Source organism: Buchananella sp. 14KM1171, from assembly GCF_041380365.1.
Classification (GTDB): domain Bacteria; phylum Actinomycetota; class Actinomycetes; order Actinomycetales; family Actinomycetaceae; genus Buchananella; species Buchananella felis.
In genome coordinates this window covers 1,855,820-1,878,420 of record NZ_CP159981.1, presented here as the reverse complement: position 1 = coordinate 1,878,420, position 22,601 = coordinate 1,855,820, and the positions used below count along the sequence as shown (strand labels likewise).

The following is a 22,601-nucleotide window of genomic DNA, read 5'->3' as shown; positions in this document are numbered from 1 at the left end:
TTTTCAGCGCTTTCGCTTGGCCGCGCGGGCCTGGCGACGCTTCTGCTCGCGGTTGAGCGGCTGGGTGCCGGTGGCGTCCAGCGGCTCGGCGTCTGCCTCGGTAACCGCAGTGGAGTCGTCGTCCGGGTCCGGGCCGGAGAGAGTCACGTTGGTCTCCACCGCCTTCTTGCCGGTCTCGCCCATCACGGACTCGGCCTGCGCCGCAGCCGCAGCCTGGGCCTCCTGCGCGGCGGCCTGCTCCTTGAACTGCTCGAGCGCGGACTCGAAGCGCTTGGCGTAGGCGAACACGCCCTGGATCGTCTCCTCCCGGATGGCGTCCATCATGGCCTTGAACATCTGGGAGCCCTCGTTGGCGTACTCCACCAGGGGGTCACGCTGGGCCATGGCGCGCAGGCCGATGCCCTCCTTGAGGTAGTCCATCTCGTAGAGGTGGGAGCGCCAACGCTCGTCCACCACGCTGAGCAGCACCCGACGCTCCAGCTCGCGCATGGGATCCTCGCCCAGCTGGGCCTTGGCGATCGGGTTGGCCTCGATGCCCTCCTCGACCTGCTGGTAGGCAAACCGGATGTCCTCCAGCAGCTCCTCGGTGATCGCCTCGCGGGTCACGCCCTGGCGGCCGCCGGCCTCCTCGATGAACTCGTCCAGGCCCACCTGGACGGGGTAGACGGAGCGCAGCGAGGACCACAGCGACTCCAGGTCCCATTCCTTCGGGTCCGGGTCCGCGGTGGTGATGGCCACGGCGGCGGGGATCACCAGGTCGATGAAGCTGAGGACCTGGTTTTCCATGTCCTCGCCGTTGAGCACCTGGCGGCGCTGCTCGTAGACCTTCTCACGCTGCTCGGTCATCACGTCGTCGTACTTCAACACGTTCTTGCGGATGTCGAAGTTGCGGGCCTCCACCTGGTTCTGCGCGGAGGCGATGCCCTTGGTGACGGCGCTGAACTCCAGCGGCACGTCCTCGGGGAAGTTGGAGGCCTCCATGATGCGCTTGGCCAACCCGCTGTTGAACAGGCGCATCAGGTCGTCCTCCATGGACAGGTAGAAGCGGGACTCGCCCGGGTCGCCCTGACGGCCGGCGCGGCCGCGCAGCTGGTTGTCGATTCGGCGCGACTCGTGGCGCTCGGTGCCCAGCACGTAGAGGCCACCCAGCTCGGCCACCTCGTCGTGCTCAGCGGCCACCGCCTCGCGGGCCTCGGCCAGCGCAGTCGGCCAGGCCTTGTCGAACTCGTCGGAGTCGTCGTGGGCGTTGATGCCCCGGCTCTCCAGGTTGGCGCGCGCGATGTGCTCGGCGTTTCCACCCAGCATGATGTCGGTTCCACGGCCGGCCATGTTGGTGGCCACCGTGACGGCGCCCTTCCTGCCTGCCATGGCCACCACAGCGGCTTCGCGCTCGTGATGCTTGGCGTTGAGCACTTCGTGGGGCACACCTGCCTTCTTCAGCAGCGCAGAGAGCTCCTCAGACTTCTCCACCGATGTGGTACCGACCAACACCGGCTGGCCCACCTTGTGGCGCTCCACGATGTCCTCCACCACTGCTTTTAGCTTGCCCGCCACCGACCGGTAGACCAGGTCCTGCTGGTCCTTGCGGATCATGGGCTTGTTCGTGGGGATCGGCACCACGCCGATCTTGTAGGTGCCCACGAACTCGGCCGCCTCAGTCTCAGCGGTACCGGTCATTCCGGAGCGGGAGCCCTCCGGGTAGAGGCGGAAGTAGTTCTGCAACGTGATCGTGGCGAAGGTCTGGTTCTCCGCCTTGATCTCCACGCCTTCCTTGGCCTCGATGGCCTGGTGCATTCCTTCGTTGTAGCGGCGCCCAGGCAGCACGCGCCCGGTGTGCTCGTCCACGATCATGACTTCACCGTTGTGGACGATGTAGTCGCGGTCGCGCTTGAACAGCTCCTTGGCTTTGACTGCGTTGTTGAGGAAGCCGATCAGCGGCGTGTGTGCGGCCTCGTAGAGGTTCTCCACCCCAAGTAGGTCCTCCACCTTCTCGATGCCTGCCTCCAGCACGCCTACCGTGCGCTTCTTCTCGTCCACCTCGTAGTCGACTTCGCGCTCCAGCAGCTGTACCAGCTTGGCGAACTCGGCGTACCACTCGTTCACGCCGCCGGTGGCGGGGCCGGAGATGATCAGCGGGGTGCGGGCCTCGTCGATGAGGATGGAGTCCACCTCGTCCACGATCACGAAGTTGTGGCCGCGCTGCACCAGGTCCTCGGTGCGCTGGGCCATGTTGTCGCGCAGGTAGTCGAAACCGAACTCGTTGTTGGTGCCGTAGGTGATGTCGCAGGCGTACTGCTCGCGACGCTCGGCCGGGGTCTGGCCGGCCAAGATGCAGCCAGTGCTCAGGCCGAGGAATCGGTAGACGCGGCCCATGAGGTCGCTCTGGTAGGAGGCCAGGTAGTCGTTGACCGTGACCACGTGGACGCCCTTGCCGTCCAGCGCCCGCAGGTAGGAGGGCAGCGTGGCAACCAGGGTCTTGCCCTCACCGGTCTTCATCTCCGCGATGTTGCCCAGGTGGAGGGCGGCGCCTCCCATGATCTGCACGCGGAAGTGGCGCATGCCCAGGGTGCGGTCGGCGGCCTCGCGCACGGCGGCGAAGGCCTCCGGGAGGATGTCGTCGTAGCTGGCGCCGTCGGCCAGGCGCTGGCGGAACTCCTCGGTCAGTCCGCGCAGCTCCTCGTCGGTGAGCTCCCTATAGGCGTCGGCCAGCGCCTCCACGTCGTCGGCGATGCGCTCCAACCGCTTGAGGGTGCGCCCCTCGCCGATCCTCAGAATCCTCTCGAAAAGACCCACGGACTCTAACCCCTTGTTTGCGGCGCGGGCCCTCCCCGCGCTTCTATTTCCGCCATACAGGCTTTGCCAGTCTAACGGCCCGCTCCCGCCACTTGGCCCCTCCATTCGCGCCGGGCGTAGGCGGGCCCGCGCCCGCCACACCGGCGCCTGGCGCGGCTCACCCACACCTGGCCTGCCGGAACACGGCGCTGGGGCCGCAGGTTGCCCCTGCGGCCCCAGCACCTAGCGTCCCGCGAACCCTCAGCAGACCTTCGCGTCCAGCCTGATGACGCCGTAGGTCCAGCCGTGGCGGTGGTACACCGCGCAGGGCTGGTCCGTCTCAGCGTCGATGAAGATGTAGAACGGGTGACCCACCAGCTCCATCTGGTACAGGGCCTCGTCCACGGTCAGGCGGGTGGCCTCGTGGAGCTTCTGGCGAACGATCACCGGGGAGTCGCCCAGCTGAGTCTCAACGGTCTCGCCCAGTGCCGGCAGCTTGGAGGCCGGTGCCTCTTCCTCCGCCACGGGAGCCGGCGCGGGCTCCTCCGGCAGCGGGGTGCCTAGCTTCAGCTCCTCGGCGGTGGGGGCGAGGGAGGGAGGTGCCAGACGGTGGTGGTCCTTGGAGCGGTCGTGCGCCCTGCGTAGGCGCTCGGCCAGCTTCCCAGCTGCGATGTCTAGGGCCGCGTAGCGGTCGGAGGAGCTTGCTTCTGCCCTGATGATCGGGCCCTTGGAGATGACGGTGATCTCCACTCGCTCCGCCGTGTCCGCCTGGCGCGGGTTGCGTTCGTGGGTCAGTTCCACTTCTACCCGCTGCACGCGCGGGTCAAACAGCTGTACCTTTTGGACCTTCTCCTCAACGTAGGCACGGAAATCGGGGTGGATCTCGGCGTTACGGGCATTGATGGTGATGTCCATGGTGTCCTCCTTGACGGTTGAGGCTTTCGCCCCGGGGATAAACACCCACCACGGCGGTGGGCGCATGCTTTTGGTTCCCACCTCCTCTCCCCGCATCCTCGCGGGTGACTGTGCTCACAAATACTACCATCGCGGCGTGAGGCGGCGCACACTTCGCCCCTGTCGCGCGTTTCTCTGGGGGCGAGCACGGCCGGCCCGCGCCCACGCCTCCCGGGAGGAGGTAAGCGCGCGATTACGCCGCTCACGCAGCGCCGCCGCCCCACCGCCCACCCGCGTGCGGGCACGGCCGCCGATACGACTGCGGCCACCCCGAGCGCCCCACCGCCCTCACCCGCGTGCGGGCACGGCAGCCAGTACGACTGCGGCCAGCACGAGCGCGCCGGCGGCCTCCAGCACCCGGCGCGCCTCTTGCAGGGTGGCGCCGCTGGTGACGACGTCGTCCACCAGCACCACCGCCCGCCCGGCCAGGCACCCGCCCGGCCCCAGCGCCGCGCGCACCACCCTGCCGCTTAGCCGCATGCGGGAGCGGCGGGCCCGCGAGCGCGCGCCTCTGCCTGCCTGGCTGCCGCCGCCGGCGCGCCTGAGCGCGTCGATGGCCCGGGCCTGTCTCCCGTTTGACGCGATCCCCTCTGCCACCGCTTGGGCCAGGCGGGCGGCCACCAGCGCCCCGCGCCAGCGGCGCCGCCACCCGGAGGGTGCGGGCACCACCAACACCCGCCGCAACTGGCCCAGCTGCCCGCTCAGCCACCACCCGGCGGCCCGGGCGCGGCCCTCTAAGAACTCGTCCACGTCGGTGCGGTGCCGGTCCTTGTAGGCCAGGATCATGGCGCGGGCGGCGCCGTCGTAGCGGTCCAGGGCCAGGACGGGCAGGGGCGCGGCGTTGTCCACCAGCGTCAGGGCCGCGAAGGAGCGCTGGCAGGCGGGGCACAGCCGCTGGGACTGCCGCCCGCAACCGGCGCACTCCACGGGGACCAGCAGGTCCAGCAGGGCCGCCCCGGCCGCGCGCCACCCGGCCCCGCCTTCCTGATGGGCTTGGTTCGTTTTCTCCACGCCTCCGTTCTAGGCGCCGGGTGGCCGACGTCCCACCGGCATCCCCCACTGTGCGCCCGCCCGGTTATCCACCGCCTGGGGCGCCGTCGCCCCGTCCACAGGGCGGGCATGCCCGCCCCAGCGCGCGGCGGCGAGCCCGGCTAGTTGCCGAAGCTGGGGTCCATCACCCCGGTGGTGGAAAGGCGCCACACACCGCCCTGGTACTGCAACAGCTCCCCGTTCTTGGTCACCACCACGATCGCGCGGTCGCTCGGGTTGACGGCGAGCTGCACGGCCCCGTCCTGGACGCGTTGGCTGCTGCGCAGCCCGCCCAGCTGGATGCGGTCCAGCACCGACACGCCCTCGCGGCCGTGCAGGGCCAGCAGCTGGACGTCGTTCTCCCAGGCGAGCTGGAAGAATTCGCCGTCCACCTCCGCCACGAACGCCGGCTCCCCGAGCGCGGTGGGGGCGCCCTCGGCGTCGCGAGCCACGCCCATCGCCTCCACGCGCACCGCGCTGCCCTGCTTGCGCACGGTTACCAGGCGCGCCCCGTCCCGACTGATGAGGACCTGCAGCACCTGTGCCCCGGCGAGCCAGGGCGCGATCACGGTCCTGGTTTTCCCGGCGGCGTTGATGACGCTCAGCCCCTCGCCGCGCCGCTCGCCCCAGATCCAGCCCAGCCGGTCCACGCTCGGGGCGGCCCTGAAGTCCTCGGCCAGCACGCGCGCCTCTCGCTCCTCCAGGATGCGCAGCTGGCCGCCGTCCGTGTACACGATGCTGGCGCCCAGGTAGGTGGGGTGGCGCGGCGCGCTCACCGCCCCCTCCGGTGCCGGGACCTGTTCCCACTCCTCCCCGATCCGGTGGCGCAGCGAGTTCTCGGAGCTCACCAGGAGCGGGTTAGTGGTGGTGCGGGTCTCCAGCGCGGCGGCGGCGTTGTCCACCTCCTCGCCGTTGAGGATGATCTGCACGGTCTGCACCTGCGGGATGCCCGCCAGGGAGGCCTCCACCTGCGCGCGCAGCTGGGAGCGTTCCTGCGGGGTCAGCAGGGTCTCGGTGGCCAGGTCCACCTCTGCCACGCCGTTCTTCAGCTCCACGCCGCCGCCGGTGAGCTGCGCACCGGCCGGGATGGCGCTGGCCACCGCTCCCTCCAGCCACGGCGCCGGCCCCACCACCAGCGCGTTCATCACGTGGGTGGGCAGGCGCCGCAGCGGCAGGTAGCGCAGGTCAGCCACGGCCGCGCGCCGGTCCGGGGTGAGGAAGGCCAGGGTGCGGGCCGTGTAGGCCAGCGAGAACGACGCCGAGCTGAGCAGCACCCCGTCCTCGAGGTGGCTGATGCGCCACTGCCCGGCGGCGTCCTTGCTCATCTCGAAGCTGAGGGAGGTGCGCGCGTCCGGGTCGGTGGCGTTGAACTGGCCGTGCCGGGAGAGCGTGCCGGTCACTGCGGTTGCCAGCTTCACCACCTGCCCACCGGCCTCGGTCTGAGAGCTCTCGATGGACAGTCCCGCGTCCGACGGGTAGATCAACACCCCCGCGCCCGGGTCCCACGAGCCGGCCACCTCCGGGGTGAGGAATCGCCGCGCGGTGCCGAAGTCGTCGTCCAGGCCCGCCGCCGAGGCCCGCAGGAAACCGGAGAGGATCTCCGTCGGCGAGGCGTCCTTGATCGGGCCGGAGGCGGTCTGCGCCACCTGCGCCAAGTCCGGCAGGTCCGGGTTGGCGGCCTGCACCGGGCCGGACTGCGGGTAGGCCGTGCAGGCCGACAGGCTCAGCGCTGCGGCCACCACCACAGCCACGACTCCCGCGCGGCCGCCCCCACGCCTAACTAGCGCCGGGGGCACGTGAGCGCGCACGCCCCTTTTGACCGACGACGCCCCACCGGCCGCCCCCACGAACTCGCCGCCCCGCCTCATACCTGCTCCTCGTCCTGGCCGCTGCGGCCGCGTCGTCCATCCTCGCCCCGCCACAACGCACTCAGGCGGCGCCAGAGGGAGGGGCGGGCGGGCACGTCGTCCACCTGCTCGGTCAGCTCGGTGGGGTCAAGCTCCGCCAGGATCGGCAGGCCGACCGCCGGGGTGTAGGCCACCCGGTCCTCCGGCTCCAAAGCGATCGGGCTGGGGCCAAGCGGTTGGCCCGCCTCCGTCGGCAGGGCCAGCAGGAAGGAGGCGCCCTCCCCCTCGCGGCCCCACGCCTCCAGGGAACCGCCGTGCAGGTGGGCGTCCTCCAGGGAGATCGCCAAGCCCAGGCCGGTGCCGCCCAGCGTGCGGGCCCGGGAGGGGTCGGCGCGGTAGAAGCGGTCGAAGACGTGCTCGGCCACCTCCTGCGTCATGCCGGCGCCGTAGTCGCGCACCCGCACCGCCGCCGTGCCGTCCGCAGCGGCCACCTTCACCTGGATGGGGCGACCGTCCCCGTGCTCGATGGCGTTGACCAGCAGGTTGCGCAGCACCCGCTCGATGCGGCGCGGATCGATCTGCACGCCGCAGCGCTCGGCCGGCTCATCCAGGATCAACTCGCAGCCGCGATCGGAGGCGATGGGGGCAACCAGGTCCACCGTGCGGCGCACCACCTCGCGCAGGTCGCGGTCCTCCAGGGACAGCACGGCCGCACCGGCATCGAAGCGGGAGACCTCCAACAGGTCAGAGAGCATCTCGGCAAAGCGCGTGGTCTGCTCCGCCAGCAACTCGATGGGACGGCGGTGAATCGGGTCGATCTCGTCGCGCGCGTCGTGCAGCATCTGCGCCGCCGCCGTGATCGTGGTCAGCGGGGTGCGCAGCTCGTGGGACACGTCGCTCACGAATCGCTGCTGCAGGCGGGAGAGCTCACCCAGGCGGTCGATCTGCTCCTGCAGCGAGGCCGCCATCTCGTTGAAGGAACGGCCCAGCACGGCAACCTCGTCCTCGCCGCTCACCTCCACCCGCTCAGTGAGGTGGCCTGCGGCCAGGCGCGCGGCCGCCGCAGAGGTCTCCCGGACCGGGCGCAGCTGACGCGAAACGATCAGGTAGGTCAGTAGCCCCAGCACGAACACCAACGCCACCGAGGCGATCATCATCACCACCACGATCTGGGAGATGACGCGCTGTTCCGGCTCCACCGTGTAGAAGATGTAGAGCTCCATGACACCCACCAGCGGCAGGGTCAGCGAGGAGGCCACCACCACGCCGGGCTCCGTGCCCTCCTCCCCCGGCAGGGCCACCGGCTGCCAGAACTGGGAGGAGGCTCCCTCCCCCAGGGACTCTCGCAGCTGCGGGGAGATCAACTCGCTGAGCGAGGCCGAGGTCTGCAGGTCGTTGATCCGCACCGGGGCGGTCTCCCGGGCGGCGCGCTGCAAGACCACGCCCACGGCGCCGGCCCCCTGGGCCGACTCGTAGAGGGAGGCCACCAGCTCGCTGACGGAGTTTTGCACCTGGTCCACCGTGGTGAAACCGGCCGCGTCCAACCTCACCTGCGCCGCCGCGGTCCTCACCGCGGCGTCGCTGAGCAGGTTCTCCACCCGCGCCTCGTAGGTGTTGGTCCGCACCGCGTTGGCGAGCAGCAGGAAGATAACCATGGCCAGGGCCGTGCCGGCCCCGGTCAGGATCCACGCGATCCGCTCACCCAGGTGCGTGCGCCACCTGCGGCCCATCCGCATCACGCCCGTGGGTTGCCAGAGCGGTAACCCACGCCCCTGACCGTCACCACTACCTGCGGGTGCTCCGGGTCGATCTCCACCTTGGCGCGCAGGCGCTGCACGTGCACGTTCACCAGGCGCGTGTCAGCGGCGTGGCGGTAGCCCCACACCTGCTCCAGCAGCTCCTCGCGGGTGAAGACCTTCCACGGGGAGCGCGCCAGGGCCGCGATCAGGTCGAACTCCAGCGGGGTCAGGGCGATCACCTTGTCCCCGCGCCGCACCTCGTGACCTGAGACGTCGATCTCCAGGTCCCCGATCATCAGCCGTTCCTCCTGCTGCGGGGCGGGGGCCTCCTCCGGGGAGCGGCGCAGGCGCGCCCGCACGCGCGCGATCAGCTCGGCGGGCTTGAAGGGCTTGGGGATGTAGTCGTCCGCGCCTGCCTCCAGGCCGCGCACCACGTCCTCCGTGTCCGAGCGGGCGGTGAGCATGATGATCGGCACGCCGGAGGTCTCCCGCACCCGGCGGCAGATCTCGATGCCGTCCATGCCCGGCAGCATCACGTCCAGCAGGATCAGGTCCGGGTTGTACTCCGCGATCACGCCCAGGGCTTTGGCACCGTCGGTGCAGTAGTGGGCGGTCAGGGCCTCCCTCTCGAGGACGATTCCAATCATCTCCGCAAGGGCGGTATCGTCATCAACAACGAGAATTCGCGCAGTCATGGCGGCATTGTCTCGCATTCGCGCTACCCCGGCGCGATTGCAAGGCGCGCGCCGCCCCAATTGCCCCCTCGCTTGGGCAGTAAGGACCTGAAAAATGAGCCAAACCGGCAACGGCTGGTCGATGGGCAGCTCCCCCGCTGCCCCCAACGCTCACACCCCGGCCCAGGCTCCCGACGGGCAGGGCGCAGGCCCGCAGGGCGGCGCGGCCCCCCAACTCTCCGGTCCTCAGCAAGCCACCGCCCAGCAGGCGGCGCCCCAATCGGCGGCGCCCCAGCAACCGCAGTACGGGCAGTACGCCCCCGGCTCCACCGGCGCGCCGGGCGCACCCCAATACGGGCAGTACGGGCAGTACGGGGTCGGGGCTCAGCAGCCCTCCGCCCAGCAGGCGGCGCCCCAATCGGCGGCGCCCCACTCTGCGGCGCCCCAGCAACCGCAGTACGGGCAGTACGCCCCCGGCTCCACCGGCGCGCCGGGCGCACCCCAGTACGGCCAGTACGGGACCGCGCAGCCGGGGCCACTGCACCCCGGCCAGCCCGGCGGCTACGGCTTCGCCCCCAAGCCCGGCATCATCCCGCTGCGCCCACTGACGCTCTCAGACATTCTGGACGGCGCGTTTGCCGCCATGCGCTCCAACCCCGGCGTCATGTTCGGCTTCTCGTTCCTGTTCACGCTGGTGATCTCGGCCCTGTCCGCCGTCTCGTTCATCCCGTTTGAGAACATGCTCGACTCGATGTTGGCGTCCCCGGACGGTGACGACCTCTTTGCTCTCACCAACTACGAGGTCATCACCGCGATCAGTGCGTTCCTGGCCTACTCCATCGCCACGACGATGCTGATGGGCCTGCTGGTTCTGCCGGTGGGGCGCGCCGCCCTGGGCCGCGTGATCAGCTTCTCCCAGCTGTGGCAGGAGGCCAAGGGCCGCCTGCTTCGCCTCCTCGCCCTGAGCGCCATCATCACCCTGCTTACCCTCATCGCCTCGCTCGTGGTCATGTCCCCCGCGCTCGTGCTGATTTTCCTCCTGGCCGGCAGCATCTCCAACGGCGGCCTGCTGCTGGTGCTGAGCTTCCTCCTGTCGATTGGCGGCATCGTGCTGAGCATGGTCCTCTACATCCGCCTCAGCGCCGCCCCGGCCGTCCTGGTGCTGGAAAAGGCCACGATCCTTCAGTCCTTCAAGCGCTCGTGGAGCCTGACCGCAGGCAACTTCTGGCGCGTCTTCGGCATCCTGGCAGTCTCCTCCCTCATCACCATCGCCATCGGCGCTGCCCTGGAGATGGCCCTCGCCCTGCCCATCCTGGCCGCCTTCTCCCTCACCCTCGAGGGGGGCGGCGCGGGCGCCTACTGGCCGCTGCTGATCGTCACCGTCGTCAAGCAGGCCTTCTCCTTGGCTATCGTCCTGCCCTTCACCGCCGCCGTCATGTCCCTGGTCTACATCGACCTGCGCATCCGCAAGGAGGGCCTGGACGTCGACCTGGCGCAGGCCGCCGCCATGGAAGCCTGACCTCATGTTGCTTGCCCCGCCGCTCATCCCCGACCCCGAATCCGCCCGACGCCAGGCGGAGGAGGAGCTCTCGCGCGGGATCTACCACCAGGGCACCAGCCTGTGGGACGCCCTGATCGAGTGGCTGAAGGACCTCCTGGAGCGATTGGAGATGGGAGGCAAGTACTTCGGTATCCCGGCGCCGGTGGTTTGGGCGCTGCTAATTGCGGTAGCCGTGGGAATCGGCCTGGCCGTGTGGAAGTCGCGCAGTTTCACCCACCGCGCTAACGCCCAACGCGCCAGCGCCACCCTGTTCGAAAACGACCTGCCCGCCGAGCGCCTGCGCTCCCTGGCAAACGACGCCGCAGCTAGAGGCGACTGGAAGACCGCCGTGATGGAGCGCTTCCGCTCCATCATCCGGGAACTGGACGAGCGTCTCATCATCGAGGAATACCCAGGCCTGACCGCCCACGCCGCCGCCCACCTGGCCGGCACCGGCGTGCCCGCGCTCGGCCCCCAATTCGCTACGGCCAGCAAGCTCTTCGACGACGTCGCCTACGGCTATCTGGTCGCGCTCCCGGAGCACGACGCCCAGCTGCGCCTCCTCGAGCAGGCCGTCCTGTCCCTGCCCGCGACCTTCGGGGAGAGCAAATGAGCGCCCACTCCCCCGCCGGCTTCGACGCGCCCGCACCGGCCCGCCCGGCCGGGATCGACACCCTCTTCGGCACGACTCCGGGCGGCCAGGAGAATCGTCGGCGGGTGAGACGTCGTGCAATCTGGCTGACCGCGCTAGTGGCGCTCGCCATCCTCGTCATAGCCGCAACGCGGACGGTGACCAGCAAGGAGCCTCTCAATCCGCTCAATCCGCACCCCAACGGCGCCATGGCGATCGCGGAGGTCCTGCGACAAAACGGCGTGGAGGTCAGCGTCGCCCACTCCCAGTTCGCCGTCCGTCAGCAAACGCTCGACAACTCGGTGGTGGTCGTGGCGGACACCGGGCAACTCACCTACGACAAGTGGCGCGAACTGCTGGACCTGCACCGCAACCTAGTGCTACTGGTCGGGCCGGCCACTGACCCGCGCATCCTCGAAACCGAACTGGTCCCGGCAGAGGGCGACGCCCAAAACGAGGCCACCGCCACGATACTGCGGGCCCAGTGCACCGAGCAGCACGCGCAGGGCGCCGAAACGCTCACCGGCATCGGCTACGTCTTCAAGGGCACGGGCTGCTTCCCCACAGATAACGGCGTGGCCTACCAGGTCAGGCGCGACGTGGTACCCGGCACCGACGTCCACCAGGTCTCGGACGGCTACTTCCTCTCCAACCAACACCTCGCCAAGGAAGGCAACGCCGCCCTCGCCATGCGGCTGCTCGGAACGAGTGGGCACGTGGTGTGGTACGTGCCCTCGGCATCGGACCTGTCCACCTTTGACAAGCCCAGCAGTTCCTCCGGCATGACCCCCCCGTGGCTGCCCTGGCTCTACGTCTACGCGGTGGTCATCGTCGCCGCCCTGGCCGCCTGGCGCGGGCGCAGGCTCGGGCCGGTCGTGGTGGAGCGCATGCCCGTCGTGGTGCCGGCCACCGAGACGGTGCGCGGGCGCGGCATCCTCTACCTGAAATCCAAGGACCACGCCCACGCGGCCGCCAAGCTGAGGGCCGGGGCCGCGCGCCGCTACCGCAAGGCGCTCGGGCTGAGCCGCTCCGCCTCCGCCGCCGCCTTCCTCAACGCCCTCCAGGCCGAATCCGGCCTGGACCGCAACTATCTCTCCCACCTGTTCTACGGCCCGGCCCCCACAACCGACGCAGAACTCGTCCAGCTAGCTCAGGCCCTTCGTCAAGTAAGGAAGCACTATGACTGACAACGGCAACCCCGAGGCCGCACTGCGGGCCCGCATCGGCCAGATCCGCACCGAAGTCGGCAAGGCGGTGATCGGTCAGGACGCCGCAGTGACGGGGCTAGTGATCGGACTGCTGGCCGGCGGCCACGTGCTCCTGGAGGGCGTGCCAGGCGTGGCCAAGACCCTGCTGGTGCGTGCGCTGTCTGCCTCCCTGCACCTGGAAACCAAGCGCGTGCAGTTCACCCCGGACCTCATGCCGGCGGACCTGACCGGCTCCCTGGTCTACGACTCCGGCAAGTTCGAGTTCCGCCCCGGCCCGGTCTTCACCAACCTCCTGCTGGCCGACGAGATCAACCGCACGCCCCCCAAGACCCAATCCGCCCTCCTGGAGGCAATGGAGGAACGGCAGGTCACGGTGGACGGCAACACCCGCCAGTTGCCGGACCCCTTCATGGTGATCGCCACCCAGAACCCGGTGGAGTACGAGGGCACCTACCCCCTGCCCGAGGCGCAGCTGGACCGCTTCCTGCTCAAGATCGTGCTGCCCCTGCCCGAGCGCGCCGCCGAGGTGGAGATCCTGCACCGCCACGCCTCCGGCTTCAACCCGCGCGAACTGCAGGGCAGCGCCGGCATCCACCCCGTCATCGAGCCCGGCGACCTCGCTGCTGCCCGCGCCGCCATCGGTCACGTGCAGGTGGCCCCCGAGGTGCTCGGCTACGTGGTGGACATCGTGCGCGCCACCCGCTCCCAGCCCTCCGTGCGCCTGGGCGTGTCCCCCCGTGGCGCCACCGCCCTGCTGCACGCCGCGCGCGCCTGGGCGTGGCTGATCGGCCGCTCCTACGTCACCCCCGACGACGTGCAGGCACTGGTCCAGCCCACGCTGCGCCACCGCATCTCGCTGCACTCCGAGGCCGAGCTGGAAGGCGTGACCGCCGAGCGCGTGCTCGACTCCGTTCTCGCGATGGTCCCGGTGCCGCGCTGATGGCGATCACCGGCCGCGCTGTTGCGCTAGTGGCGCTGGGCCTGGTGCCAGTGCTGCTGTTTCCGTCCTGGGCCATCCTGCTGTGGTGGCAGGCCGGGGTGGCGGCGCTCGGGGTGGTGGACTTCGCCCTGGGCCGCCACGAGCAGCTGCAGGCGCGCCGCCACGTGAGCGTGGCCGTGCGCCTGGGGCAGGAGGCCCAGTGCAAGCTGGAGCTGTTCAACCCCGGCAAGCGCCCGCTACGCGCCCTGGTGCGCGACGCCTGGGGCCCCTCCGTCGGGGGCGGGTCGCGCGCCACGGTCACCGTCGGGGCCGGGCGCGGCACCAGGATCCGCACCCGCCTGGAGCCGCAGCGGCGCGGGGTGTTCAAGGCCGCCGAGGTCACGGTGCGCGTGCCCGGACCGCTAGGGCTGGTATGCCACCAGTACTCCCTCGCCGCGCCGGCCGCCCTGCGCGTTCTCCCCGCCTTCACCTCGCGGCGCCACCTGCCCTCCAGGCTGGCCCGCCTTCGCGAGCTGGACGGCCGCACCCTGACCATGCGCGGCGGCCAGGGCACCGAGTTCGATTCTCTACGCGAGTACGTGCCGGGGGACGACGTTCGCACCATCGACTGGCGGGCCACGGCCAGATCCCGCAACGCCATGGTGCGCACCTTCCGCCCCGAGCGAAACCGCCAGGTGCTGATCGTGCTGGACTCCTCCCGCTACTCCGGCACCCGCCTGGGCAACATCACTCGCCTGGACGCCTCCATGGAAGCCGCCCTGCTACTGACCGCCCTGGCCTCCCACGCCAGCGACGACGTGCGCCTGCTCGTGGTGGACTCCAAGGTGCGCGCCCGCGTGCACGGCGGAGGCAACACCCGTCTCCACGCCGTCGCCACCGCCCTGGCGGACGTCCAGCCCGAACTGATGGAGGGCAACTACGGCGAGGTGCTGCGGGAGGTCACCCGGACACTGCCGCACCGCTCCCTCGTGGTGGTGCTCTCCGCCATCGAGCCCTCCCTCTCCGCTGGGATGCTGGACATGGTCAGTGCCCTCACCGCCAAGCACGTGGTGGTCGTGGCCGGCGCCACCGCCAGCGAGGAAGCCCAGCTGCGCGACGACCGCTCCTCCCTACTGTCCACCTACGTTGCCGCCGCCGCAGAATCCGCCGAGCTGGAGCGCGAGGCTTCCCGCTACCAGCTCTCCAAGCGGGGCGCCCATCTGGTGGAGGACACCGCCGAACGGCTCGCCCCGGCGCTGGCGGACAAGTACCTGGCCCTCAAGGCGGCCGGGCAGCTCTAAGGGCCGGGCCCGGTGGGGTGAGTGGGCCGGCTCGTCGGGCGGGCTGACGCACGCTGCGGTGGGCCGAGGCTCGCTCAAACTTGTCAAACCGCGTCGAGACTTGTCCTTAGCGGCCCCGCCATTGACAAGTTATGGCGCGCTTGGACAAGTTTCGGCGGGCTTGGACAAGTTCACCGGGCGCTTCCGCGTGGCCGGGGCGCGCGGAGCTGCTGGGCCGGCTTCCAACTAGACGTTTGATGCTTCGACTAGACGTTTGACGCTTCGACTCGACGTTTGACGCTTCGACTAGACGTTAACCAGGGCCGGAACGTCTAGTTGAGTGCCCCAACGTCGAGTTGAAGATCGAAACGTCTAGTTCAGACAACGCGAGCGCCAGTCCACGGGCACCTTTAGAGCGCAACCCCGTCCCAGTGCCGGCCCCTCCCCGTGTAAGCCCGGAGCATGGACGACGTTCCACCCGCCCCGTCGCTGGGGATAGTCCCTCCGCGTGGAGGCCCAGAGCATGGACGACGTTCCGCCCGCACCTTCTCTAAACCGGCCCTCGGCGTGTTGGCCTGGGTGGGGCGCTCGTCCCTTGCTCTCTACAGGGTCTTTCTGCTGGCCGGCCGGGGAGATCGCGAGGGCGGCGGGTGTTTTCCACAAGTGGTAGATACCGCAGGAGACCCTGGTCTAGGTTCGATTCATGGAGATCAACCCGACCCAGCAACCGGCAGTGGCCGCCACGCGCCCGGCCCGGCGGGCGGCACCACGGCTTCTCCTTGCCACCCTGGTGGCCCTTCCCCTGCCCCTGGCCGCGTGCTCGACCCAAACCGAGGCGCCCCCAGCCCCGCTGCCCATGCCCAGCGTGAACACCACGGCGCCGGCGAGCAGCCAGCCCTCCGACCAATCCACCCAGGCAACACCGGTCCCCAGTGGCCCTAGCCAGACACCGCTCTTGCCGGAGCAGATACAGGCGCCCGTCCCCTCGGACGTTGCCTTTGAGAACAGCGCCGATGGTGCCGAGGCCTACGCCTACTTCCTCTTCCAAGCCTGGTGGTACCTCATCAACACCCACGACATCGAATGGTGGGACACCAACATCCCCGACTGCGAGTGGAAAACGACTATGAAGGAGATTGCCCAGGCTGCGATCTCGGAAGGAAGCGTAGACAACGTCTCAGTCTTCTATCCGACCACTCACGAGCGGGTCAGGAATCGAGATGACCACAACGAGCACCGAATCACGCTTCGCGCCGAAGTAGGTCCGATTGAACGCGTGACTCACAACGGCAGTTCTACAGTTGTTGATCAGCCAGCAAAACGAGAGCTCGTGTTTCGCGGCGTCCATACCGGAGACGGCTGGCAGATTTTAGGCGTGGTCGTTAGAACGGTCTCAGAACCATGAAGTTATCAGTCATCGGTATGACCGCACTCACCATCACCCTAACTCCGCTTACCTGGGGAGACGTTGTAGACGGGGCAGGAAACCCCGATGGCGTGAGAGTAACCTGGGAACAGAGCGAGAGTAGCTCCGAGTCGACCTACAACATTTCGGCACCTGTGCTACCTGCACCTGTCCTGCCCGTGCCGTCTGTGGTTCCTACTAGGCCGCATTACTTGTGTGAGTTTGAGGACCCGACCGAGTGCATGTGGGACTACGGGGAAAAACGCCGCCTGCCCCGCCCGTCCCCCAGCCAGGCACCCGAGGTGGACTGGGCCCGGGTAGTAACTATCCGGGAGGTCGAGTCCATCAACTTCGCCCCACCCGCAGTCATCATGTGGCCCAACACCGGCGACGTACTCATCAACCTACCCACCCCGGTAATGACCGACGCGGGTGAGCGGATCTACACCCTGCAGTTCACCACCGCCGACATCCAAGTACGCGCCACCCCGTTCGAATACACCTGGGACTTTGGCGACGGCACGATCGAGACCGTGGACCACCCAGGCCTGCCCGACCCCCAGGCCACCTACAAACACCAATACCTCACCCGCGCAGCCAAGAACCGCATCACCCTGACCACCACCTGGAGTGCTGAGTTCCTCCACCCCCGCACCGGGGCCTGGATCCCCATCGAAGGCAGCGTGCAAACCCTCAGCTACTCGCGCTGGTTCACCCAGAAAATGGCCGTGCCCTTCCTGACCGACGAAGCCGAAAAACTAGACGGCCACTAACCCACCCCGGAGTGGCGGGTCGGCAGGCGGCCTCGACGCGGGCCGGGCCATCCCACGACCCCCACCCCGCACATCGGTCCGCCACCTCCGGCCCGATGCACGCCGAGACTTTTCAAAACCCGCCGAGACTTGTCCTTAGCGCACCCGCTAATGACAAGTCTCGGCGCGCTTGGACAAGGCCACCGAACAAGACCGCGAACCCCCGGCGGCGTGCCAACCCCAGCAACAGTGCCGGGGCGGGCGAGGGACAGGCGAGGGGCGGGCGAACCGGCTGGTTCGCCCGCCCCCTGCTATCTGCAAGCGCTGCCCGCTAGAGGATCCTAGCCACGGCCTCGCTCACGGTTCCGGTCCCTCCTAGCACGTGGATGGAGGAAACCGGCAGCTTCACCAGCGCCCGGCGAGTGGACTCGGGCAGCACGCTCTGCTGGGTCAGCAGCACCACGCCGCCCTTGTTGGCGGCCAGGGCGTTACCGGGGAGCGCGTCGGCGAAGGTGGCGCCACTGACCACGACCGCAGAGGTCGCGTCGGCCATGTAGAGCTCCGCCAGTCGCGCGGCGGTGTCGAAGCGGGTCACACCGGCCACGTCGACCATCGTGGTGCCGGGCACGTAGCCGGCGTTGAGCAGGGAACGCACCGCGTCGCCACCCACGCCGACCGGCTTGACGCCGGCGCGGCCCTTCAGCAGCTGGGCAGCTGCGGCGGGCAGCGCGTTGGTGCCGGTCAGCAGCACCACGGCGTCGTGCTTGGAGGCCACGGCGGATGCCGCCAGCGTGTCGGCGAAGTTCATGCCGGAGGTGACGAACACCCCGCCCTTGCCGACGTTCTTCTCATCCAGGTAGTTGATGACCTGCATGTTCGTGTCGAAGCGGTCCTTGCCCTCGATGCGCTGGACGGTCAGGTCCAGGCCGCGCAGCTCGCGCTCGACGGCCGCAGAGACGGAGCGGTGACCACCGACGATCACGATATCGCGAATGTCCAGCTCGTCCAGGGCGGCACGCACCTCGGGCTCCAGCTTGCTGCCCATGGTGAGCAAGATGGGCGCCTTGTGGTGCGCGGCCAGCGGGGCGGCGGCCGCGCCGTCCGGGTAAGACTTGCCGGTCACCAGGACTGCGGTGTGGCCGAAGTCGCCGGCGCGGGCGGCCTCGAGGGCGGTCTTGACGCGGTTCGTGCCGGCCAGTCGGGTCACCTCGGGGGCCAGGGGCGCCCCAGGAACAGTCGCAGTTGCAGACGGAGCCGGCGTGGCAGACCCACCCGGAGCCGGCGTGGCAGACCCACCCGGAGCCGGCGTGGCAGACCCACCCGGAGCCGGCGTGGCAGACCCACCCGGAGCCGGCGTGGCAGACCCACCCGGAGCCGGCGTGGCAGACCCACCCGGAGCCGGCGTGGCAGACCCACCCGGAGCCGGCGTGGCAGACCCACCCGGAGCCGGCGTGGCAGACCCACCCGGAGCCGGCGTGGAGCCGGGCAGCACGCCCTCGATGCGGATCTCCGCAGCGGAGGAGAACGAACCGTTGCGGGTGGACTGCGAGGTCTTGGCAACCAGGGTCACGTAACGGCCAAGAACCGGCGGGAAGGTGACGCGCTGCTCTTCAGAGCCCACCGCGAACACGCCGGAGGCGACCAGCGTGCCGCGCTCGCCCTGGACGTCGGAGACGTAGACCTCGTAGTCCTTGATCTGCGAGTTCTCGGTGCCGCCCTGGGCGCGACCGGTGTAGCGCAGGGCGTCCACGTTGTAGTTCTTGCCCAGGTCGAAGGTCAGCGTGTTCGGCGGAACACCGATGGGCGCGGAGGACCACTTGGAGTGCCAGTGCGTGTCCGGGTCGCCGTCCAGGACCTTGGTGGCCTGGCCCTGCTCGCGCGTGGTCTCCTCGCTGGAGGCCGTCACGGTGATGTCTCGCGGGTTGATCGTGTTGGCGTACACGGCCGGGGTGGGCTCCACCAGGGCCGGGTCGTCACCGTCGGTGACGCTCGGGGCCTGGCCCGCCAGCACGAAGCCACGGTGGCTGTTCTCCGCGACGATCTGGGTGAAGGTCTTGCCGCCGGCGGTGGGCTCGGGGCCGGAGCCGTAGAACTTGATGGTGACCGGCTTGGTGGCCGTGCCGTAGCCCCACAGGGTGGCGGCCTCGGGCAGTACGGTCCCGCGCTTGATGTGCAGGGTGGTGCCCGGCTGCAGGGTGAGCGGCTTGAGCTGCTCACCGGACTTCAGCGGGCTCTGCTTGCTCAGACCGGTGCCGGCAACGGCGGCGTTGGAGTCCAGGTAGATGTCGGTCGGGATCTCGAACTGCTCGTCGGCGTTGTAGGCCTCGATGGCGGAGATGCCGACCGGGCCGCGCGCGGCGCTGACGGTCAGGCGCAGCTTGGTGGCGGTGACAGGGGTGGCCAGGGTGTCCAGGCGGCGCGCACCGATGGTCGGGCCAACCGCCACCTGGGTCCAGGTTCCCTCAACCAGGGCCTCGACCTTGTAGTTCTCCACCTGCTGGCCGTAGTTCTTGATGTCCTCGGAGTAACCCAGCTGGGTGATCTGCTGCGCCTTGCCCAGGTCGACCTCGTAGACCAGCGGGGCCTGCGCGGTGGGCTTGGGGGCGGTCGGGGCGCTGTAGCGGTCACCGTCGGTGAGCACCGCAGTGGCGGTGCCGTTGAACGTGCCGGGCTTGCCGATGGCCAGGTCGAACGGCATCGACTGCCGGATGGCGCGGCGCCACTCCATTAGGCGCTTGACGTCCTTGTCGTCGATCAGGCCGGTGGTGTTCGGCGGCATGTTGAGCAGCAGGATGGCGTTGCGGCCAACGGAGCGGCGGTAGATGTTCATCAGCTGACCGACGCTCTTCGGGCTCTGGGTGGGGTGCCAGAACCAGCCGTTGCGGATGGAGACGTCCGCCTCAGCGGGCCACCAGTGCATGCGGTTGGCGTTACCGGCCTTGACCTCGCTGACCAGGAGGTCTGCGGCGCCGAGGTTGCGGGTGGTCGCGTCCGGCTTGACGCGGATGCGACCGATCGAGTTGGCCTCGTAGACCGCCTGCACGTTCCACTCGGCCTCGCGGGCCAGGCCGCCCTCGTTACCGACCCAGCGCACGTCGCGGCCGGCCACGGCGATGGCTGCGCCGGGCTGGAGCTTGTTGATAAGGTCGTAGAAGGCGTCGTAGTCGAACGTCTCGGTGGAGGTGGTGTTACCGCCCGCGCCGTCGAACCAGAACTCGTCGATCTCGCCGTATTCGGTGGACAGCTCGTAGAGGGTGTTGAGGAAGTGGGCGCCGTAGTCGGTGGCGTCGTACTTGAACTGGGGCACCGGCCTGCCGTCGTCGAAGGTGCCGTCGGCGCGGTCATCCCCGGTCACCATCGTCGGGATGGTGCGGGAGGAGCGGGCAGAGCCGTTGCCGTAGATCTGGTCGATCTCGGCGCGGGAGTCCGCCGGGGAGAGGTAGATGCCCACCTTGAGGCCGTAGCGGCGGGCGGAGTCGAAGAACTCTCGCACCACGTCGCCCTTGCCGCCCTTCCACGGCGAGGAGCCCACGTCGTAGGTGGTGTAGCGGGAGTCGTAGAGCATGAAGCCGTCGTGGTGCTTCACGGTCAGGATCGCGTAGCGGAAGCCGGAGGCTGCCAGGGTACGCACCCACTGGTCGGTGTCCAGGTTGCTCGGGTTGAACCGGGCCGGGTCCTCAGTGCCGTGGCCCCACTCCTGGTTGTAGTAGGTGTTGATGCCGTAGTGGAGGAAGGCGGTCATGCCGGCCTCGTGGAAGCGGACCTGCTTCTCGTTGGGGCGGGTGGCCGACGCTGCCGCCAGGATCTGGTCGCGGCAGAAGGTCGATTCGACTGGGACGTAGTTACCCACCTCGGGGGGCGTGAACTCGCAAGAGTCGTTGTCGCCGCCACCGCCGCCCGGGTCGGAGGGCATGGTCAGTACGTACGGGGTGCCGGGGCTGGCCAGGCGCAGGCGGGAGAACGTGCCGGTGACGCCGCGCCCGGTGGCACCGCTGTTGACCTCACCACCGTAGGCGAACACGCCGCCCATGTTGCCGGCGTTGGTGGCGGGGGTGGTGGCGGTGATGGTCTCCTGCTCCACCCCGTCGAGGCTGAGCTTCATGGTGGCCTGGGTGCCGTTCCAGGTGTAGGCCACCTGGATCAGGTGCAGCTTGTTGACCGCGGGCACGTCGATCTGCTTGACGTGGTCGGTCCAGCTGCCGCTGGCGTTGGAGGAGAAGCCGTAGCGCAGCTTGCTGTTCTGGTAGCGGACGAACAGGTTGCCGCCGGCGGAGAACACGGTGGCCAGGTTGCCCTGGTTACCGGTGGGGGTGAAGAACATTTCGGCGACGAAGCCGTGGGAGGAGGCGTCGTTCAGGTTGAGCGCGGTGGGGCGGAATTCCATCCTGCCGTTGTTGCCGCGCACGCGCAGGAACTTGTTGAAGCCCTCTCCCTCCACTGCGGCCGTGTCTACGACGGACAGACCACCGCGCATTACCTCACTGCCCTGAGTGGTGTACTGCGTGTTGGAGGCCATCGAGCCGCCGAACGCCACGTCCAGGACTGTGCCTGGAGCGTCGGTCGGGGTGGTCGAGGTGGGCTCAACTAGCGAGGTGGCTACCTCTTCCTGAGAGCCCTCAGGGGCCTGGGCTCCGCCGTCTAGCGTCGCGTAGGCAGTTGTTGAAGCCATTGCCACCGCTAAGAGGGAGGCTGCAAGCATTCGGGGAAGTCGAGACATTAGGTTCTCCTTGGAGCAGCGTTGATCCATCGGCAACACCCTAAACCCCTGGAGCGAGATTCCCTATAGGAATTCAAAAATCGGGCACAGTCTGTGGGTAGTTACGCGCTCGACTAGCTCACTAACCGGCTTCAGCGAAGCCGTACCCGGCCCGCGCCTCCTCTAGGTCCGCGCTCATGCCGGCCCGGTGCGCCCGTCCGCCCACCACGTATGCGTAGAGCCAAAACGCCGCCAATGCCAGCGCGCCCAACGCGATCTTCACGGCCGAGGGCAGCGCGGAGGGGGTGACGAAGGCCTCCAGCACGCCGGATACGGCCAGTGCGATCACTAGCCCGCCGGCCACGGTCACGAATGAGCGGCCGGCACTGCCGAGTGCGGTGATGCGCCGCTTCGGGCCGGGCACCAGCACGCTCCAGGCGAGTTTGGTGCCTGCGGCACACGCGACGAATACGCTGGTTAGCTCCAGCAGCCCGTGCGGGGCAATTAGGGAAAGGAACTTTCCCAAATACCCGAATTCGGCCATGATCGCCCCGGATTGGCCCACTGCGCTGGCGTTGGTAACCAGGATCCAGGCGGGGCCAACGCCGGTGACGGCCAGGCCGATGGTGAGCAGCGCGATGCGGGCGTTGTTGGTCCACACCATCGCCCCGAAGTCGAGCGCGGGATTGGCGGAGTAGTAGCCCTCGAAGGCTTGCTCTGCGTAGTACTTCCGGCTGGATTCGGAGCCGAGCATGTCCATGGCGTCGGGGTTGGTGGCCAGCCACCAGCCCTGCACCAGGGCGATGATTACGAACACCGCCGCCATGCCGTGCACCCACCAGCGCAGGCGGTAGAGGGCCAGCGGCAGCGAGACGGTGAAGTAGCGCACGAGGTCCGTTAGGCGCAGGGTGCGCGCGGAGGTGAGGCGGGCGCGCCCGCCGGCCACGCGCTTGGAGAGGGAGGCGATCATGTCCGGGTCGGGGGCCTGGGTGCGCACCGAGGACAGGTCGGCGTTGGTCTCCTGGTAGAGGTGGACTAGGCGGTCCACGCTCGGCCCGTCCAGCCTGCGCCGGCGGGCGAGCTGTTCGAGTTGTTCCCAGTCCTGGCGACGTGCCTCGCGCAGTGCATCTACATCCACCCCTGTAATGTGCCACA

15 protein-coding genes are annotated in these 22,601 nt (G+C 69.1%); 7 read left to right on the top strand and 8 right to left on the bottom strand.

Features of this window, described 5'->3' with window-relative positions; all coding sequences use genetic code 11:
* Positions 1 to 3: 3 nt before the first annotated feature.
* The 6 genes from secA to mtrA form a co-directional block, all read right to left on the bottom strand.
* On the bottom strand, positions 4 to 2,793 hold the full coding sequence (gene secA, locus ABYF38_RS07240) for a preprotein translocase subunit SecA (protein WP_371151717.1): 2,790 nt from the start codon (positions 2,791 to 2,793) through the stop codon (positions 4 to 6).
* A gap of 240 nt (positions 2,794 to 3,033) precedes the next feature.
* Positions 3,034 to 3,687, bottom strand: coding sequence for a ribosome hibernation-promoting factor, HPF/YfiA family (gene hpf, locus ABYF38_RS07235; RefSeq protein ID WP_371151716.1), 654 nt, complete (start codon positions 3,685 to 3,687; stop codon positions 3,034 to 3,036).
* A 327-nt stretch (positions 3,688 to 4,014) separates the two neighbouring features.
* Positions 4,015 to 4,737, bottom strand: a complete 723-nt coding sequence (locus ABYF38_RS07230; protein WP_371151715.1) for a ComF family protein — start codon at positions 4,735 to 4,737, stop codon at positions 4,015 to 4,017.
* Positions 4,738 to 4,877: 140 nt separating this feature from the next.
* Complete coding sequence (locus ABYF38_RS07225; RefSeq protein WP_371151714.1) at positions 4,878 to 6,506, bottom strand: LpqB family beta-propeller domain-containing protein; 1,629 nt, start codon at positions 6,504 to 6,506, stop codon at positions 4,878 to 4,880.
* Between the two features lie 113 nt (positions 6,507 to 6,619).
* The gene (mtrB, locus tag ABYF38_RS07220) at positions 6,620 to 8,338 is read right to left on the bottom strand and encodes an MtrAB system histidine kinase MtrB (protein ID WP_371153013.1); all 1,719 of its coding nucleotides are present in this window, start codon (positions 8,336 to 8,338) and stop codon (positions 6,620 to 6,622) included.
* On the bottom strand, positions 8,338 to 9,036 hold the full coding sequence (gene mtrA / locus ABYF38_RS07215) for an MtrAB system response regulator MtrA (protein ID WP_371151713.1): 699 nt from the start codon (positions 9,034 to 9,036) through the stop codon (positions 8,338 to 8,340). Before mtrA ends, mtrB begins: the two co-directional genes overlap by 1 nt.
* Before the next feature lie 94 nt (positions 9,037 to 9,130).
* Here mtrA and ABYF38_RS07210 point away from each other — a divergent pair, with 94 nt between their 5' ends.
* From ABYF38_RS07210 to ABYF38_RS07180, 7 genes are all read left to right on the top strand, one after another.
* On the top strand, positions 9,131 to 10,534 hold the full coding sequence (locus tag ABYF38_RS07210; RefSeq protein ID WP_371151712.1) for a hypothetical protein: 1,404 nt from the start codon (positions 9,131 to 9,133) through the stop codon (positions 10,532 to 10,534).
* A gap of 4 nt (positions 10,535 to 10,538) precedes the next feature.
* Positions 10,539 to 11,168, top strand: coding sequence for a DUF4129 domain-containing protein (locus ABYF38_RS07205; protein WP_371151711.1), 630 nt, complete (start codon positions 10,539 to 10,541; stop codon positions 11,166 to 11,168).
* Positions 11,165 to 12,373, top strand: coding sequence for a DUF4350 domain-containing protein (locus tag ABYF38_RS07200; RefSeq protein ID WP_371151710.1), 1,209 nt, complete (start codon positions 11,165 to 11,167; stop codon positions 12,371 to 12,373). The genes ABYF38_RS07205 and ABYF38_RS07200 overlap by 4 nt, the downstream gene beginning before the upstream one ends.
* Positions 12,366 to 13,334, top strand: a complete 969-nt coding sequence (locus tag ABYF38_RS07195; RefSeq protein ID WP_371151709.1) for an AAA family ATPase — start codon at positions 12,366 to 12,368, stop codon at positions 13,332 to 13,334. Before ABYF38_RS07200 ends, ABYF38_RS07195 begins: the two co-directional genes overlap by 8 nt.
* Positions 13,334 to 14,614 (top strand): DUF58 domain-containing protein, encoded by a 1,281-nt coding sequence (locus ABYF38_RS07190; RefSeq protein WP_371151708.1) that lies wholly within the window; start codon positions 13,334 to 13,336, stop codon positions 14,612 to 14,614. The genes ABYF38_RS07195 and ABYF38_RS07190 overlap by 1 nt, the downstream gene beginning before the upstream one ends.
* 682 nt (positions 14,615 to 15,296) lie before the next feature.
* Positions 15,297 to 15,998: a DUF6318 family protein gene (locus tag ABYF38_RS07185; protein ID WP_371151707.1), complete on the top strand. Its 702-nt coding sequence runs from the start codon at positions 15,297 to 15,299 to the stop codon at positions 15,996 to 15,998.
* 212 nt (positions 15,999 to 16,210) lie between these two features.
* Complete coding sequence (locus ABYF38_RS07180; protein ID WP_371151706.1) at positions 16,211 to 16,771, top strand: hypothetical protein; 561 nt, start codon at positions 16,211 to 16,213, stop codon at positions 16,769 to 16,771.
* A 310-nt stretch (positions 16,772 to 17,081) separates the two neighbouring features.
* On the opposite strand, the gene ABYF38_RS07175 is transcribed toward ABYF38_RS07180, so the two are convergent.
* Together ABYF38_RS07175 and ABYF38_RS07170 are read right to left on the bottom strand one after the other, a co-directional pair.
* Positions 17,082 to 21,419 (bottom strand): cell wall-binding repeat-containing protein, encoded by a 4,338-nt coding sequence (locus ABYF38_RS07175; RefSeq protein ID WP_371151705.1) that lies wholly within the window; start codon positions 21,417 to 21,419, stop codon positions 17,082 to 17,084.
* Positions 21,420 to 21,588: 169 nt separating this feature from the next.
* Complete coding sequence (locus ABYF38_RS07170; protein ID WP_371151704.1) at positions 21,589 to 22,584, bottom strand: stage II sporulation protein M; 996 nt, start codon at positions 22,582 to 22,584, stop codon at positions 21,589 to 21,591.
* Positions 22,585 to 22,601 lie beyond the last annotated feature (17 nt).